At 38.4% G+C, this 15575-nt stretch carries 14 protein-coding genes and 1 tRNA gene; 12 read left to right on the forward strand and 3 right to left on the reverse strand.

Annotated elements, in window-relative coordinates; translation table 11 throughout:
- Window positions 1–290 precede the first annotated feature (290 nt).
- On the reverse strand, window positions 291–962 hold the full coding sequence (gene mutH / locus RF53_RS02630) for a DNA mismatch repair endonuclease MutH (protein ID WP_039036548.1): 672 nt from the start codon (window positions 960–962) through the stop codon (window positions 291–293).
- 529 nt (window positions 963–1491) lie between these two features.
- Here mutH and rppH point away from each other — a divergent pair.
- The 12 genes from rppH to RF53_RS02690 all read left to right on the forward strand — a co-directional run bounded on the left by rppH (window position 1492) and on the right by RF53_RS02690 (window position 11685).
- On the forward strand, window positions 1492–2010 hold the full coding sequence (gene rppH, locus RF53_RS02635) for an RNA pyrophosphohydrolase (RefSeq protein ID WP_006792674.1): 519 nt from the start codon (window positions 1492–1494) through the stop codon (window positions 2008–2010).
- Between the two features lie 30 nt (window positions 2011–2040).
- Window positions 2041–4305, forward strand: a complete 2265-nt coding sequence (gene ptsP, locus RF53_RS02640) for a phosphoenolpyruvate--protein phosphotransferase (RefSeq protein ID WP_039036549.1) — start codon at window positions 2041–2043, stop codon at window positions 4303–4305.
- A 91-nt stretch (window positions 4306–4396) separates the two neighbouring features.
- Window positions 4397–5206 carry a sulfite exporter TauE/SafE family protein gene (locus RF53_RS02645; RefSeq protein WP_006792676.1) on the forward strand — a complete coding sequence of 270 codons (810 nt, stop codon included), beginning with the start codon at window positions 4397–4399 and terminating at the stop codon, window positions 5204–5206.
- A 12-nt stretch (window positions 5207–5218) separates the two neighbouring features.
- Complete coding sequence (lgt, locus tag RF53_RS02650) at window positions 5219–6022, forward strand: prolipoprotein diacylglyceryl transferase (protein WP_008132732.1); 804 nt, start codon at window positions 5219–5221, stop codon at window positions 6020–6022.
- Between the two features lie 7 nt (window positions 6023–6029).
- Complete coding sequence (locus tag RF53_RS02655; RefSeq protein ID WP_039036550.1) at window positions 6030–6881, forward strand: thymidylate synthase; 852 nt, start codon at window positions 6030–6032, stop codon at window positions 6879–6881.
- Window positions 6882–6902: 21 nt separating this feature from the next.
- Window positions 6903–7781: a UTP--glucose-1-phosphate uridylyltransferase GalU gene (gene galU, locus RF53_RS02660; RefSeq protein WP_006792679.1), complete on the forward strand. Its 879-nt coding sequence runs from the start codon at window positions 6903–6905 to the stop codon at window positions 7779–7781.
- Between the two features lie 339 nt (window positions 7782–8120).
- Window positions 8121–8810, forward strand: coding sequence for an SPOR domain-containing protein (locus RF53_RS02665; protein ID WP_039036551.1), 690 nt, complete (start codon window positions 8121–8123; stop codon window positions 8808–8810).
- A 77-nt stretch (window positions 8811–8887) separates the two neighbouring features.
- Window positions 8888–9487, forward strand: a complete 600-nt coding sequence (locus RF53_RS02670; protein WP_039036552.1) for an SPOR domain-containing protein — start codon at window positions 8888–8890, stop codon at window positions 9485–9487.
- A gap of 48 nt (window positions 9488–9535) precedes the next feature.
- On the forward strand, window positions 9536–10129 hold the full coding sequence (locus RF53_RS02675; protein ID WP_039036553.1) for a FlgO family outer membrane protein: 594 nt from the start codon (window positions 9536–9538) through the stop codon (window positions 10127–10129).
- Window positions 10130–10142: 13 nt separating this feature from the next.
- A complete protein-coding gene (locus RF53_RS02680) occupies window positions 10143–10835 on the forward strand; it encodes a FlgO family outer membrane protein (RefSeq protein WP_006792683.1) in 693 nt (230 codons plus the stop codon).
- A 7-nt stretch (window positions 10836–10842) separates the two neighbouring features.
- Entirely contained in the window at window positions 10843–11535 is a 693-nt protein-coding gene (locus RF53_RS02685; RefSeq protein ID WP_039036554.1) for a FlgO family outer membrane protein, read from the forward strand.
- Window positions 11536–11610: 75 nt separating this feature from the next.
- Window positions 11611–11685 (forward strand) — tRNA-Arg (locus RF53_RS02690).
- A gap of 441 nt (window positions 11686–12126) precedes the next feature.
- Here the strand turns inward: RF53_RS02690 and RF53_RS02695 are convergent.
- Both RF53_RS02695 and RF53_RS02700 read right to left on the reverse strand, forming a co-directional pair.
- Window positions 12127–13551, reverse strand: a complete 1425-nt coding sequence (locus RF53_RS02695) for a hypothetical protein (protein ID WP_039036555.1) — start codon at window positions 13549–13551, stop codon at window positions 12127–12129.
- A complete protein-coding gene (locus RF53_RS02700) occupies window positions 13551–15473 on the reverse strand; it encodes a restriction endonuclease subunit M (RefSeq protein WP_052242855.1) in 1923 nt (640 codons plus the stop codon). Before RF53_RS02700 ends, RF53_RS02695 begins: the two co-directional genes overlap by 1 nt.
- Window positions 15474–15575 lie beyond the last annotated feature (102 nt).

Below are 15575 nucleotides of genomic sequence, written 5' to 3' on the forward strand. Positions count from 1 at the left end.
ACATCAATAAAAAAGCGTAAATGCAACGCTCAATAATTTAAATTTAGGGGGGAACTCCCCTTTTTAGGAGTTTTAAATAATGTATTTTCACTCATCTTTTTATTACATTCTCGTCTTACCATTTTTGCTTATTTTTTCAGGCTTTATTTTTTTTCTAAATAAAAACTCTAATACTAAAAGTAGTATAGGTATAAGTTTGGTTTTGACGTTTGTGAATATCATTTTAGGTCTATTTCATTTTTTTTACGTTATTAACAAAGTGCTCAACGAAGTCCCTGATAATAAAACGCTCACAAAGTGAATTGCTGCTTTAAAATTTCACCTGTAAAACTGGTTTTTAAGTAAAAGCCACGGGGCAGGGTTTTTATTATTTGCCCGTTTGGGCCAATGGCATCTGTCACAATTTTGCTATTAGCGGCTTTTGGACGAATTTGCATTGCATCGCCTAAATGGCCTGATATTTCATCAACTCTACCAAGCGCAATAAGCTCCATTTGCTCTTCCCAGTCTCGTTGTAGTTTAGCGTCCTGCTCAGGCGTTGGTTGCCATAAAAAGCCACTGCCAATGGTTCTATTAAACGGTGCTATATCACGCTCGCTTAAAACCGGAAGCCATAAAACGTGGTTAAGCTTTTTACGAACCGCACTAGTGTGCCATGTCATGCCCGTTACGTTTATTAGTGGTGTTACCGATACAAAGGTGGTTTCAAGAGGTTTGCCCTTATAGGAAATAGGCAGCGTTTTGAGTTCAATACCTAAATCCTCAAAGTCTGGAAGGGGTTTAGAACCTGCTGTTGCACCTAAAACGTACTCAATTAATTGACCCGTCCAGCCTTTTTCTCTTAGTAAGTCATCAGGGGTTTTAAAGTTATATTGCTCGGCAAGTTGCCCAAGCGTAAGGCCTGCAATATTGTTAACACGTTGGATAAGGTCATTAATTGAATGTGGTTTAGTTGGACGCATAGCACTAATTTGAGTTGAATAAATACCATGCTCATGATAGCAAATCAGCTAAGCCGTGGATATCTTTAGGGTTGTGTGTTTTTTGTTCGGTGATTGGGTGTGTTAATTTTATACATTGTGAAAATTGCATCTAATTCGTTAAGTTGCTGACTAACTTGGCTTTTTTCTGTTGGCGAGTATTGATTGTATTGGGCGTAATAAAAGTTACAGGGATAAATACAACTATATGAACATGTTTATCCACAGAATCTGTGGAGAACAACACGTTTTCGATCTTTTATTGTGGATTTGTTTGCAAAATGAACGTGTTTTTTAAAAGTTATGCACAAACTGTGAGTAACTAGAGCAAAATAATAACTGCAATAGCTTTCATACATTTTTTTAAATCTTTTTACTCGTATCTCAGTATTTTCATCTCTGAGCTGAGTGTAAATTACACTTACCCACTGGCTCGCTTATAATAGTGTTTGCCGTATTGCGGCTAATGTGGAACAATCATTAAAAATCGACTTACAAATGAGGCACTAAGGTGATTGATGCCGAAGGTTTTCGTGCCAATGTCGGAATTGTAATTTGCAATAATCAGGGACAAGTATTTTGGGCCAGGCGCTACGGTCAGCACTCTTGGCAATTTCCCCAAGGCGGTGTTGATGATGGTGAAACACCAGAACAAACTATGTACCGTGAATTACACGAAGAGGTCGGACTGCGACCAGAAGATGTAGAAATTGTCGCAAGTTCAAAACATTGGTTACGCTATAAATTACCCAAACGATTAATTCGTCGCGACTCAAGTCCGGTGTGTATTGGGCAAAAACAAAAATGGTTTTTACTGAAACTTCGTTGTAAAGATGAAGATGTAAACTTACTTAAAACTCATCACCCAGAATTTGATGACTGGCGTTGGGTGAGCTATTGGTATCCTGTAAGGCAGGTTGTGTCGTTTAAACGGGATGTTTACCGACGTGTAATGAAGGAGTTTGCTCCTTTCGCTATGCCTTTTAATAAAAGAGAACAACATAAAGACCACTGGCGAAGTAAAAGGTAATAACATTATAGTAAAATAAAGGAGCAGGACATGCTGGCAACATTGAGGTCTATTGCTGAGTCTGTATCGCAACAAGCGAATTTAGACACTGCATTAGTGTGCTTTGTGCAAATGGTTAAAGACGCCATGAAAACCCAGTGCTGCTCTATTTATTTTGCTGATTATAGCCAAGACAACTTTGTGCTTATGGCTACCGAAGGGTTAAATCCTGATGCGGTTGGTAAGTTTAGAATTGGCTTTACAGAAGGCTTAGTAGGATTAGTTGCTCAACGCGAAGAGCCCATAAATATTGCCTTTGCTAAATCTCACCCGCGCTTTAAGCTCTCTCCTGAGGTAAACGAAGAAGGCTATAATGCTTTTTTGTCGGTGCCTGTGGTACATCAAAAAAAAGTGTTAGGCGTTATTGTTGTTCAACAAAAAATGGCCCGTGTTTTCAGCCAAGATGAAGAATCATTTTTAATAACGCTTTCTGCTCAGCTTGCTTCACAATTGGCACATGCCGAAATTAAAGAAGTACTTCGCCAAGACGAGTCATCTCATCAAACATCCGTTTTAAAAGGGGTATCCAGTGCGCCGGGTATAGGTATAGGTACTGCTTTTGTGCTTTTACCAAAGCTTGACTTTAAATCAATTGAGCTTCAAAAAAATAGTGATGTAACAGAGCAGCGGCGGCTATTTACTCAAGCGGTGGCCGCCACACGAAAAGAATTTAACACGCTTTCGATGACGTTGAGTGACTCTATTCCTCAAGAGGCGTTAGCCGTATTTGATGTTTACCAACAGTTATTGGATGCTAAAAGTTTAGGTCACAATGTAGAGGTTCAGTTACTCGAGGGATGGTGTGCAAAAAGCGCACTTAAAATTGTGATTGAGCGTTTAATTTCGCAATTTAATGCGATGCAAGACCCATACATAAAAGAGCGTGCTGTTGATGTTAAAGACATAGGCTTACGCGTATTGCATCACTTAGTTAATACCGAACACGCAATAAAAGATTACCCCCCAAATACTATTTTGATTGCTAATACATTAACCCCCGCCATGCTTGCTGAAGTACCAAAGGGGCATTTAGCAGGGGTTGTTAGTGTTAATGGCTCTGCCAATAGCCATGCTTCTATTTTGACTCGCGCAATGGGGATCCCTGCTATTTGGGGGATAGAAGATTTACCATTACTTCAATTTGATGGTAAACCAATGATTTTAGATGCATTTGCAGGGCGCTTGTATATCTCACCCTCACAGATGTTATTAGATGAGTACGCAGACTTACAACATCAAGATAACCTGTTAAATAATCGCTTTTTAGCAGAGCAAGAGTATGAGTCTATTACTTCAGATGGCGAACACGTCAGTTTATTGTTAAATGCCGGACTAGAGTTAAAAACAGATCAAAACAACGCTCATGTGTGCGACGGCGTAGGTTTATACCGGACTGAAGCGTGGTTTATGCAAAAAGGCCAGTTTCCCTCTCAGTTAGAGCAAGAGAATTGGTATCGAGAAGTGCTCACTAGTTATTACCCAAATCCCGTTGTAATGCGTACGCTCGACATTGGCGGCGATAAAGTGCTCGACTATTTTAATATAACCGAAGAAAACCCATTTTTGGGTTGGCGCGGTATACGTATTAGCCTTGATCACCCCGAGTTATTTTTAGATCAGCTCAAAGCAATGCTTAAGGCAAATATAGGTTTAGGCAATTTAAAAATAATGCTGCCGATGATCAGCGGCACTGAAGAAGTAGATGAAGCATTAGGGTTATTTGAACAAGCTTATTTTGAACTCAACGAACACTTTCCTGAGCAGCAAATAGATCGTCCCGATATTGGTATTATGCTTGAGGTGCCTTCCAGTGTGTTTATGTTGCCTGAATGGTCTAAAAAAGTAGATTTTTGTTCAGTAGGCAGTAACGATTTAACACAATATTTATTGGCAGTAGATAGAGCCAACGCGCGTGTTGCTGAGCTTTTTAATCCTTATCATCCAGGGGTGCTCAGAGTTTTAAGTAAAATAGCCAGTGAGTGTGAAAATTACGAATTACCCTTTAGTTTATGTGGTGAACTTGGTGGTGACCCAGAAGGGGCCATATTGCTAATAGCTATGGGCTACAGACGATTGAGTATGAACTTATCGTCTTTAAATAAGGTAAAATGGGTGCTTAGGCGTTTGAGCGTTGCCGACATGGAGCAGTTGTTGAGCGAGTGTTTAGCACAATCAACAGCTAAACAGGTTCTGCGTTTAACGCGCAATTTTATGTTAGAACATAATTTAGGTGACCTATTTTATACCCCAAAGTAAAAAGTACTGACTTAATTAATTTTAATACGCAGATGCTATTCGTTTTATAATCCTTTAACATATAAGCCTTCAAAAGGCATTTGAGATAACTATGTATGACTTAGGTTTGTTGGTCGCATGTTGCGCACTACTAGGCTGTATTGTTGGTTTTTTAGCAGGATTATTAGGTATTGGCGGCGGATTAATAATTGTGCCTGCACTGAGCACATTGCTGATTTTATTTAATGTTACATCTGCAGAACATGTTGTAGTTATTTCGATTGCGACCTCTTTGGCCTCTATTTTATTTACTTCTACGTCTTCAGCATTGGCTCATCATAAAAATGATAATGTGCCTTGGCATGTTGCACCTTGGGTTATGGCTGGTGTAGCAGTAGGGGCTTTAATTAGTGGCTTTGCCGCAAGCTTAATACCGGAGCAGTTACTTCGTAGTGTATTTGCAGTAAGTGTTGTATTTATTGCAGCTAGAATGGCGCTATCATCACGTAATAAACCCTCATCAACTAAGCCGCTCCCACCGGGTCCTATTTTAGGGTGTATTTCCGCTATTATGGGTGGTTTATCGGGCTTGATTGGTATTGGTGGTGGAGCGTTAATTGTGCCTATGCTCAATTACTTTTCTATTGATATAAGAAAAGCCATTGGCTGCGCTGCCGTTTCGGGCATTGTAATTGCCTTATTTGGCTCTATTGGCTACATTAGCGCGGGTTGGAAGGTGACCGACTTAGCACATGGTTTTGCAGGGTTTGTATATTTACCTGCGTTATTTGGTATTGTTATTACGTCGTGGTTTGTGGCGCCTTACGGGGCTAAAGCAACTCATTATTTACCTGTTAATACAATAAAGAAAGTTTTCGCGGTACTGCTTGTTGTTATCGCAATTAAAATGGTTTTTAGCTAAAGGTTTATTTTTATGGCACTTGAGTTTCCTCAAATCGATCCAATTATTTTTTCGATTGGACCACTGAGCGTACGTTGGTACGGATTGATGTATTTAATTGGTTTTGCATTTGCGATGTGGTTTGCAAATCGTCAAGCGGCAAAGCCTAATTCTGGCTGGACCAAAGAGCAGGTAAGTGATCTATTATTTTATGGCATGTTAGGGGTCATACTTGGTGGTCGTATTGGCTATGTATTGTTTTACCAATTTAGTTATTTTTTAGAAAACCCACTTTACTTATTCCGCATCGATCAGGGCGGTATGTCGTTTCATGGTGGTACGCTGGGCGTAATTACAGCCGTTGCTATTTTTTCGTGGACACGCAAAAAATCACTCCTACAAGTTGGCGATTTTGTAGCGCCACTGGTGCCAGTGGGGTTATTAGCAGGGCGTATAGGTAACTTTATAAATGGTGAGTTATGGGGGCGTGTATCAGACGTACCTTGGGCTATGGTATTTCCAACCGGCGGGCCGCTTGCTCGCCACCCTTCGCAGTTATACGAAGCCTTTTTTGAAGGGCTCGTTTTATTTTTAATTATGCTATGGTTTATTAAAAAACCACGCCCTGCGGGCAGTGTTGGCGGTGTATTTTTATTAGGTTACGGTGTGTTTAGGTTTGGTATTGAATACTTCCGCCAACCAGACGCACAACTAGGCTTATTTGCCGACTTTATTTCTATGGGACAAATACTGTCACTGCCTATGATTATAGGTGGTTTAGGTTTATTAATTTGGGCTTATAAAAACCCGCAGCAAGTAACAGCAGCAAAGGCATAATAAAAGCATGAAACAATATTTAAAATTATGTCAGCGTATCGTTGACGAAGGTCAATGGGTAGAAAACAAACGCACAGGCACACGTTGCTTAACCGTTATAAACGCCGATTTAGAATATGATGTAGCAAACAATCAGTTCCCGATGATCACAACGCGTAAAAGTTACTATAAAGCCGCCATTGCAGAGTTACTTGGCTATTTACGAGGCTACGATAGCGCAGCGCAATTTCGTGAAATTGGCTGTAAAACATGGGATGCTAATGCCAACGATAACCAAGCTTGGCTTAATAACCCAAATCGTAAAGGTGAAGACGATATGGGCCGCGTTTACGGCGTCCAAGGGCGCGGCTGGCAACGCCCTGATGGCTCAACACTCGATCAGTTAGCTAAAGTAATTAACAATTTAAAAAATGGCATTGATGATCGTGGTGAAATAATCACGTTTTATAACCCAGGTGAATTTGAACTAGGTTGTTTAAGACCTTGCATGCACACGCATACGTTTTCACTATTAGGTGACACGCTTTACTTAACATCTTATCAGCGCAGCTGCGATGTGCCGTTGGGGCTAAATTTTAATCAAATTCAATGTTTTGTATTGCTTGCATTGGTCGCTCAGATTACCGGCCACAAACCGGGTAAGGCGTATCATAAAATAGCTAACGCTCATATTTACGAAAATCAGCTCGAATTAATGCGCGACGTCCAGCTCAAGCGCGAACCATTTGAATCGCCTACACTTACAATTAATCCAAATATAAAGTCACTTGAAGACATAGAAACGTGGGTTACCCGAGACGATTTTGAAGTAACTGGCTATCAATGCCATGACGCAATTCAATATCCATTTTCAGTATAATAACCGATTAAGGAAAACAACATGAAAGCAGTGATCCCAGTAGCGGGACTTGGTACGCGCATGCTACCAGCCACAAAAGCAATCCCTAAAGAAATGCTTCCTGTCGTAGACCGACCTTTAATACAATACGTAGTAAACGAAGCGGTTGCTGCAGGTATAAAAGAAATAGTACTTGTCACGCACTCAAGTAAAAATTCTATCGAAAACCACTTTGATACCAGCTTTGAGTTAGAAGCAACGCTTGAAAAGCGTGTTAAGCGGCAATTGCTTGCCGAAGTGCAAGCTATATGCCCTAAAGACGTAACAATAATTCATGTGCGCCAAGGCGAAGCAAAAGGGCTAGGCCACGCTATTAATTGCGCCGCGCCAATTATTGGTAACGAACCGTTTGTCGTTATTTTACCCGATGTGATTATAGATGACGTTGAGAGCGATCTTAAAAAAGACAACCTTGCGGAGATGATCGCTCACTTTGAACAAACTAAACACAGCCAAATTATGGTAGAGCCTGTACCAATGCAGGAAGTAGATAAGTTTGGTGTGGTGGACTTAGGTGGCACCGAAATAGCACAGGGTGAAAGCTCACCAATTGTTAGCATGGTAGAAAAACCACCGGTTGACGAGGCACCTTCAAACCTAGCCGTAGTTGGGCGCTACGTGTTAAGTGAAAATATTTGGCCACTACTTGCAAAAACGCCGCAAGGTGCTGGCGATGAAATTCAGCTGACCGATGCCATCGCTATGTTGATGCAAAGCGAAAAAGTAGATGCTTACGCAATGAAAGGCCGAAGCCACGATTGTGGTAGTAAAATTGGTTATTTAAAAGCAACCATTGAGTTTGCACTTCGTCGTGACGAATTTGCCGATGAGTTAAAAACGTTTATTAAAACACTTGTATAACCGTTTACATTTAATCAGCAAAAAGCGCCTAATTAGGCGCTTTTTTTATTGTTTTTTGCATAACTTGTTTTTTTAATGTAAAAATTAGAATAGTTTTGATTACTTTACAGACATAATGTAATTTATGTTGTAATGTTTGTTTTAAGTGGCATTAAAATTGTATTGAAATGTGCTCTCATGGAGGAGTCAAAAAAACATAAGCTTATTGAATTAAATACGCTTATTTTTACAAAGGGCTAGGGTGTGGCTCGAAAATTTAAAGTAAGGTTAAACGCTTTCTAAAGAGAATGTTTAATTGAAATGTAAGTGTGATAGCACTGCTTTCAGGACAACGAATAAATGTTAATAAATAACAAAAAAATAACAGGATTACTTTTAAGCCTGCTGATACTGCTATTTGGTACAGCATGCTCCATTACGCCTGAAGCTAAATTAGTGCAAGCACCTGAAACACAAACTAATTCGCCTGAGTATGTACCTATTACTGCATTAGAGCTGGCTCAGTTAAAAGATGCAGCATTGCAATGGCAGCAAGCCAGGGCGGGTATAGAGCGTATTTTAAAGCTAGAAAAAGAAATAACATACCTTGTTAATCATATAGATATTATTAACAGTAAGGCAATAGCCCAATCTAATAAGCCTACAAATAGCTCGTACAGCACGCGCACAATTCACAATCAGCAAGCTGCACGTTCGCGTAGCCAAAGTGTTAATCAATACAGAAATAAAAAGCAGACAGTTAAACTTAATACACCTAGGCATATTTTTGCTCTGCAAGTGGCATCGGTTGACTCAGAAAAAGACATCGCAAAAGCGTGGAAAGAGCTAAACACCAAAGCTGCCCCCTTATTCAGAAAAAAAATACTGACCAATGTTGAAACCGCAAAAATTAACAAAAAAACGTTTTACAGGCTTAAATTAGGTTCGTACCAAAATCTAAAAAATGCCAAAGCAGACTGCGAAGTATTTAAAGTGTATAAGCTTGACTGCATAGTGAGTAACTACACAGATAAACCTGTAAAGCTGTAGTTAAAATAGAAACTTGCTAAAAATTTTTTTATCCATAAAATACCTGACCATAATCAAAAGGGTGGTAGGTAAAAAGTATGGTTATTAAAAAGGAATTTATAAACACTTTATTTTGTATTGGGGTTCTGCTCGTTATAACAGGGTGTACTTCATATAAAAAAGCGCCACCGAGTTCAACAACACCAAACACTGTCCTTATTTCAAGCGAGGATTTAAAAGCGCTCAAACAGTCTGCAAATGAGTGGAAAACAGTTGAGCCTAAAGTTAACGATCTGCTTGAGCTAGAAGGGCAGCTATCAAAGCTGACTACTCGTTTAAAAGCCATTGACGAAACCAATACGGCTGGAACAAACAACGCTCAAACAACCACTCCAACAGAAAGTATTTTAAAAAGCGACCAAGCATTTTTCGCTATTCAAGTAGCAGCATTTAACAGTAAAATTAAATTAAACAAGGCACTGGCTAATTTAAAACGTAAAATACCGACGTTTTTTGATACTAATATAGCTGTTAATATTGAAACTAAAGTAATAAAAACCAATACGTTTTATCGTTTAAAGTTAGGCGCATACAGAACAAATAAACAAGCAACAACCGCTTGCGAAGCATTAAAACAGCAAAAAATTAATTGTTTTGTCACCTATTATACGCAGGAAAAACCACAACCAACCCTCTAGGCATAATAATTGCTTAGTCTCTTGTATGATCACAAGAGGATGGCAACTATGCGCCTTTTACTACCCTTATTATTTATTAACTTGGCCGCGTGCAGTTTAATTCCTGAACCCGAGCCAAGTATAAGCACATATGCCCCAAAAGCAGCGATGGCACCTTATACAGTAAGTGACTATGTACACAACTTAACTGTGCAATTAAGTCATTTAAAAGGTCCATTAAGCAACAATACTCGCATAGGTGTGAGTAGCTTTTATTTTGCAGATGCGCTCGACACTAAGCTAATGACGCAGCAAGCGTCGGGCTTAAGCCAACAAATACAAGAAAGTATATTAACCAAAATGACGCAAATGGGTTATCACACGGTCGAATATCGCTTAGCAAATAACCTACACTTATCTCATAATGCCGACAGTGCGCTGACCCGTAATTTAGAACAGTTACGAGAGCGCCAAAATATTGACCTTATAATCACCGGCACCGTGACACGTCAACAGCATGCATACATTGTAAATGCGCGCATGGTAAACATTAGCAATAAGCAAGTTTTATCTGCTGGCAGTACCGAGATCCCAATCAATGTAATGTGGGGAAATGAAAAAATTCAGCAGCGCGATGGCTCACTCTATCGCAGTGAATATTAACGAGGAGTACACAATGAGAAACTTATTAATCACGCTATGTTTGCCACTAGGTTTTGGTTGTTCACAAATTATGAACACCCCTAGCGCCGACCCAGCTGTTGAGCAAAGTAACCAAGGAGCGCAACTGGCAACAAGCCAACGCAAAGTGAGTGCTCCAGTTAATCACGATAACATGTTTCAGTCGGGATTAGCTCAGCAAACTAACTACACAAAATCGACGCCGCCAATGCATAAAAATATAAACCACTATGTGCGCGGAATAATGCAAGACATGGTCGAAAACTTACAATACGTAAATGATAAAACACCACTAGCGGTATCAAGTTTTGTATTTTTAGACGACGATTACAGTAATGGTAGCTTATTAGGAAATCAAATTGCTGAAAGCTTTATGCATGAGCTTCACAATTTTGGTGTACCGGTCATTGATTTTAAAACCACCGATTATGTGCGTGTAACACAAACCGGCGACTTTGTTTTTAGCCGAGACTATCTTGAATTAGACCCAGAGCAAAACTTTCAATACGTACTGGCAGGCACGCTAGTAAGTCACCAAGGCGGAGTTTTAGTTAATGCACGAATTGTTGGCTTAACAAGTAAAGCGGTTGTTGGTTCGGCGCAAGGGTTTTTACCGCAATCAGTTATTGATGCGTTAAATGGTAACTACCGTACCGATGGTATTATGCTAAAACAAGCGAGTGAGTGAGGTGAGTATGCGCTTTACACTAAACACCAATTTACGGACATTATCACTAGCTGGATTAGTCGTTGCTCTATCTGGTTGCTCGCTAACGCATCACCATGAGCATGATTCAAATTCGCACACAAAAACGCAAGCAAGTACCAGCTATGTACTAAATGGCAGTTACGATACTCAAACACACAACCAAACTGTACAACCAAACAATGATTACGATGCGTCAAAACCCTTTAAGCCAGTAAAGCATCATAAAACCCTCGTTAATTACGTAGAACAAATGGCTTTAGACTTAGTTGACACGCTAGAGTACGACACAGAATCCGATACACAGGTTAATATTGCTGTTAGTACATTGGTAAACTTTGACTCGTCACTCAATAAAAGTAACCAGTTAGGTAACCAAATATCCGAAACATTAATCCATCAATTACAAAAGTTTGGTTACAGTGTGGTTGATTTTAAAACCACCAGCACAATAGACGTAAACAGACGCGGTGATTTTGTGTTTTCACGAAATATCAAAAAGCTGAGTGAAGATCACATGGCAAGTCATATACTCGCGGGCACTTTAATCTACAGGCAAAACGGTATTGTTATTAATACACGCATTATAAATGTCAACACCAAGCAAATAGTGGCCAGCAGCCGAGAGTTTATACCGCAATACGTACTAAGCAAAGAAGATATATATTTATCAAGTAATTAACTCAAATTCCACTTGATTTAAAACTTGATATTAAAAATCAGATGCCGTTATAATTTAGCTCTAGCACATCGCTGTGGCCTCTTAGTTAAATGGATATAACGGCCCCCTCCTAAGGGGCAGTTGCAAGTTCGATTCTTGCAGGGGCTACCAATTAAATCAATTAGTTAGGTTTTTTGCTTTTTCTTTTTGTCTTTCTGTGTAGCACATATGTAGCATTCTAAATTGAAATATAAAGAATTTAGTGATGTCCATTTATTGAAATTGTCAAATTGCATTCAGGCTGCTTTGTGTCAACCATTGACATTGGTAACGCCTTAATAAGTTCATTAAAAAAAACCATTAAACACAAAAAACTAAAATTTAAAAAATGTAGCTAATAACCTGTAACTATTTCAAATATAAACTAACAGCTTATTATGTCATATCTATATTGTCATTTAATAACAATGATTTAGGTTGGTATTTAAATTAATTAAGGCAAAGCTGAAATAAGGGGAAAGCTAACGCATACATGTTAGCTTAAGAACCTTTTTTAATTTAAATTCAACACCTAGTTAAGCAATGTTTGGCTTTTAAAAAATAACACTTTCCCTATAGACTATCTAAGTGCTTCTCGATATCTTTAATACAACCTTTAATAGTTGCAGTGTATTTGTTTTTGTTTAATTCAGCTACCGAAATTAATGACTCGTATTCTACTAATAATTTTTTATCTGGGATTGGAATACGGACAAACCTTGCCAAATCTCTAGCATAAACATGCCCACCTCTTAATCCACGAATACATCGTTGAACTTGATGGCGCCCTGCATCAGAGCGAAGAAACGAAGCTACATAAGAATTTGGTAAACTGGCAGGTTTATCTACTTTTGCTCTGATAACTAATAGATCACAAACAGCTTTATTATCTTTCAATTCGTCGGGTAGCCCTCTTACCAAATCAACTTTACGGCCTACATAAAATATTTCATGGGCAGTACAAGCTAAAAGAATATCTCCTTCTTGTACATCTGAGCCATTTTCTAACAGTTGGCCAGGCTCCTTGCCTACAGAAGCCCAATTTATTCCATAATTTGATAAACAACCTTGTTTAAAGAATACAACCTCTCCTTTAGCTTTTCCTAAGCCACTTCCAGGAGATAAATCATAATATTCACCCAATAAAAAGTGCGATCCATTTTCTATAACTCTAGAGTTAAACTCCACGTATTCGCTTCTGAAAAACTCAGCATCAAATCTCATAGCTCCATCAGTTTTATAAAAAGAGTCTCTTGTTACGATAGTGCAATCTAAACCTGTTTTATTTGACTCTAAAGGACTTGGAGGTGCACCATATGTTTTCAAAAACTTATTTAATTTTTGCTCCGCTTTATCCAAGTTTTGAAAGAAGTCAGCTTTTTCTATTAAGCCTTTCTTTACTTTTTTTGTTATTTTACTGACAAATTGGCTAGAGAAACTAGGAATAACAGTAGTAAAAATATCTTCTGCAACTACTGCTGGGTACATTGAGCCTCTGTTTCTTCGTAATAGTTGCTTGATTGCATAACTAGTTTTTAAATATACGAATAGAAATTCAGGAGTAAAGGGGGCAGCTCTATTTAACTTTAAAAGAGTATAACCTGAACTAGCTATGCTCTTAGATTCCCTATCTCCTATTAAGGCCACTGTATTTCTGTTTGGGCGCACATTAGAGACAATAATATCCCCCTCAGCGACCTCGTACTTTGCTCTTGATGGCCTTTCAGAAAATATGAGCTCGTCAGGAAAAATCAAACCATCTTGATTATCTACAGCATCAATCGGAATGTATCGAAATAAAGACTCTGCTTTTGAGTAATCCTTACTAATCGCAGGTCCAGAATACGAGGAACAGTAATTAATAAGTGGTTTTGCATTACCTTTAGTTAATAACAAGGCCTCTACTTTATATAAAGAGAGTTCAGCATATTCAGCATCTAGCCTTGAAGTTCCTGTTGGTGATTTAAAGAAAGCTTTGTTAACAATATGAGTAATCATTAATGCAATCCTAAATTTTCATTTTTTGACCACAAAATAAATTCTTCAGCGATTTCATCCATATCAGTATCAACAGTTTGTTGGTCATCTAAATAAATAGGAGTGCCGAGGTTATCTTTTCCAGGCTTCATTGATACAGCAGTAAAAATAGGATAATCATCTAAATAATTGTCATTTTTCCACTTTTCTATAAATAGAACGGAAGTTTTCGCAAGAGTAAATGGCTTAAAAGTAAATGGATGTAGGCCTACAACAGCAAGAATTCTTGCTTTTTTATCAACGAAATCTCTAATATTTTGATCTGTAATGTTGTTAAATAAACCTTGAGGTAAAACTATTCCCATCCGTCCTCCAGGTTTCAACATATCAATGCATCTCTCTAAAAATAATACGGCTCTTACAACCCCTTTTTTAGCTTTACCGTTAGGATCTTTACTTAATTGATATTGACTCAAGGTCGTTGGAGTTTTTATTGCCCCAGCAAAAGGCGGATTACTCAAAATAATATCTACGCCATCATCATCAACTCTCTCATTAACCAGAGAACTAGGCACCATCTCAGAGTTTTTTAAGTCTCTCCCTAATACCATTTCTTTTAGTCTTTTATCCCAAGCTTTATAATCTAGTCCGTCAACACAAAAAACACCTGAGCGACCATCATTTTCCATAATCATGTACGCTTTGGCAACACGAACTAGTCGAGGGTCATTATCCATACCAATAAGAAACTCTTGTGCATAATCCTTTCTTTGTTCTGCTCTGTCATCTGCGTCAGACCATCGGTTATCAATAAAATCAAAAACTGACCTCATTGAATATATAAGAAAACCTCCGGAACCGACAGCGGGATCACAGACACTTTCATCGATTTTTGGATTCATCATCTTAACCATCATTTGCACTACTTGACGGGGTGTAAAAAACTGGCCCATTTCTCCTTTCATTTCTTGATTGACTAATAGCTCAAAGGCTACCCCAAGTACATCTCCTGAGCGAATAAGGTGATATTTTTGTAAAGCTTTAATGCAGTAAGCAACGTTTTCATCATTTAACTGTATTTTCTCACTTGGATCATAAACGTCTTTCCATTTTTTCTTAGCCGCTTCAAATAACTTTTTAACTGATTTTATAGCGTCAACCGGGTTTTCAGTAAGTCCTAATCTAAATTGTGCTTCCGCATCGTCATTATATAGATTAACTCTTTCATCTAATAATTTAGCAAAAACAACCTTAAAAATTTCGTTGAAAGTCTCAACACTTTGGTGGGCTAAAATCTCATGTTCCATATCTTTAAAAACACCATGAAGGTCTTTAACTGGAATAAGCTTCTTCCTAGTTAGAGGTTCATCAATATCAGTAAGTGTCTCACCTTTTCTGGGGATTCTTAGAATTGGTTTAGAGAAGTCATTCGCTCCTGATCGCAAGAGAAAAAATTCATCTATACCATCAGACCAATATCCAAAGGTTGCCGCAGTAGGGTTCATGTAAGAAATCAATTGCTCCCGACCATCTTTTCTAGAGGGTTGTTTTACTTCAATAGTAATCCAATGTTGCTCTTTACTCTCGTCATTAAAGACAACAATATCAGCAGGTTTAGAGTGAACCGTGGTGCCCATAATAATACCTACTTCTACACCTATTTGTTCCTCAGGGTAATTTAGTTCATCAATGAGCCAATTTAAAACTTTTTGTCGAATTACCTCTTCAGGTGTATATTTAAGTAACTTCTTACGTATACGACACTTAATTGACAACTTTTTATTTTCGATTTCAATACTCACTCCAGTATCAACAGGAGTCGACCCTTGAGGAATTATGAATACTCCATTTGTCCCATCATCATAAACCCTAACCTCAATAATAGATTTTCCTTTTACGATTGTAGGGTGGAGTATCTCTATCGTGTGTTTTTCTTCCGTCATTGTATAATTTTCACCATTATTGATTTTTTGAATACTAAGTAAATTAATGCATAAATCTAAAATGCTGGTACATCGTACTTCGATAGAAAAAAAAAACAATGT

Origin of the sequence: Pseudoalteromonas sp. ECSMB14103 (assembly GCF_000813065.1) — a bacterium.
Lineage (GTDB): Bacteria > Pseudomonadota > Gammaproteobacteria > Enterobacterales > Alteromonadaceae > Pseudoalteromonas > Pseudoalteromonas marina.

Excerpts from the sequence above, each read along its gene's own strand:
- mutH (WP_039036548.1), bottom strand. The coding sequence starts at position 962 with ATGCGTCCAACTAAACCACATTCAATTAATGACCTTATCCAACGTGTT.
- ptsP (WP_039036549.1), top strand. The coding sequence starts at position 2,041 with ATGCTGGCAACATTGAGGTCTATTGCTGAGTCTGTATCGCAACAAGCG.
- RF53_RS02645 (WP_006792676.1), top strand. The coding sequence starts at position 4,397 with ATGTATGACTTAGGTTTGTTGGTCGCATGTTGCGCACTACTAGGCTGT.
- lgt (WP_008132732.1), top strand. The coding sequence starts at position 5,219 with ATGGCACTTGAGTTTCCTCAAATCGATCCAATTATTTTTTCGATTGGA.
- RF53_RS02655 (WP_039036550.1), top strand. The coding sequence starts at position 6,030 with ATGAAACAATATTTAAAATTATGTCAGCGTATCGTTGACGAAGGTCAA.
- galU (WP_006792679.1), top strand. The coding sequence starts at position 6,903 with ATGAAAGCAGTGATCCCAGTAGCGGGACTTGGTACGCGCATGCTACCA.
- RF53_RS02665 (WP_039036551.1), top strand. The coding sequence starts at position 8,121 with ATGTTAATAAATAACAAAAAAATAACAGGATTACTTTTAAGCCTGCTG.
- RF53_RS02670 (WP_039036552.1), top strand. The coding sequence starts at position 8,888 with ATGGTTATTAAAAAGGAATTTATAAACACTTTATTTTGTATTGGGGTT.
- RF53_RS02675 (WP_039036553.1), top strand. The coding sequence starts at position 9,536 with ATGCGCCTTTTACTACCCTTATTATTTATTAACTTGGCCGCGTGCAGT.
- RF53_RS02680 (WP_006792683.1), top strand. The coding sequence starts at position 10,143 with ATGAGAAACTTATTAATCACGCTATGTTTGCCACTAGGTTTTGGTTGT.
- RF53_RS02685 (WP_039036554.1), top strand. The coding sequence starts at position 10,843 with ATGCGCTTTACACTAAACACCAATTTACGGACATTATCACTAGCTGGA.
- RF53_RS02695 (WP_039036555.1), bottom strand. The coding sequence starts at position 13,551 with ATGATTACTCATATTGTTAACAAAGCTTTCTTTAAATCACCAACAGGA.
- RF53_RS02700 (WP_052242855.1), bottom strand. The coding sequence starts at position 15,473 with ATGACGGAAGAAAAACACACGATAGAGATACTCCACCCTACAATCGTA.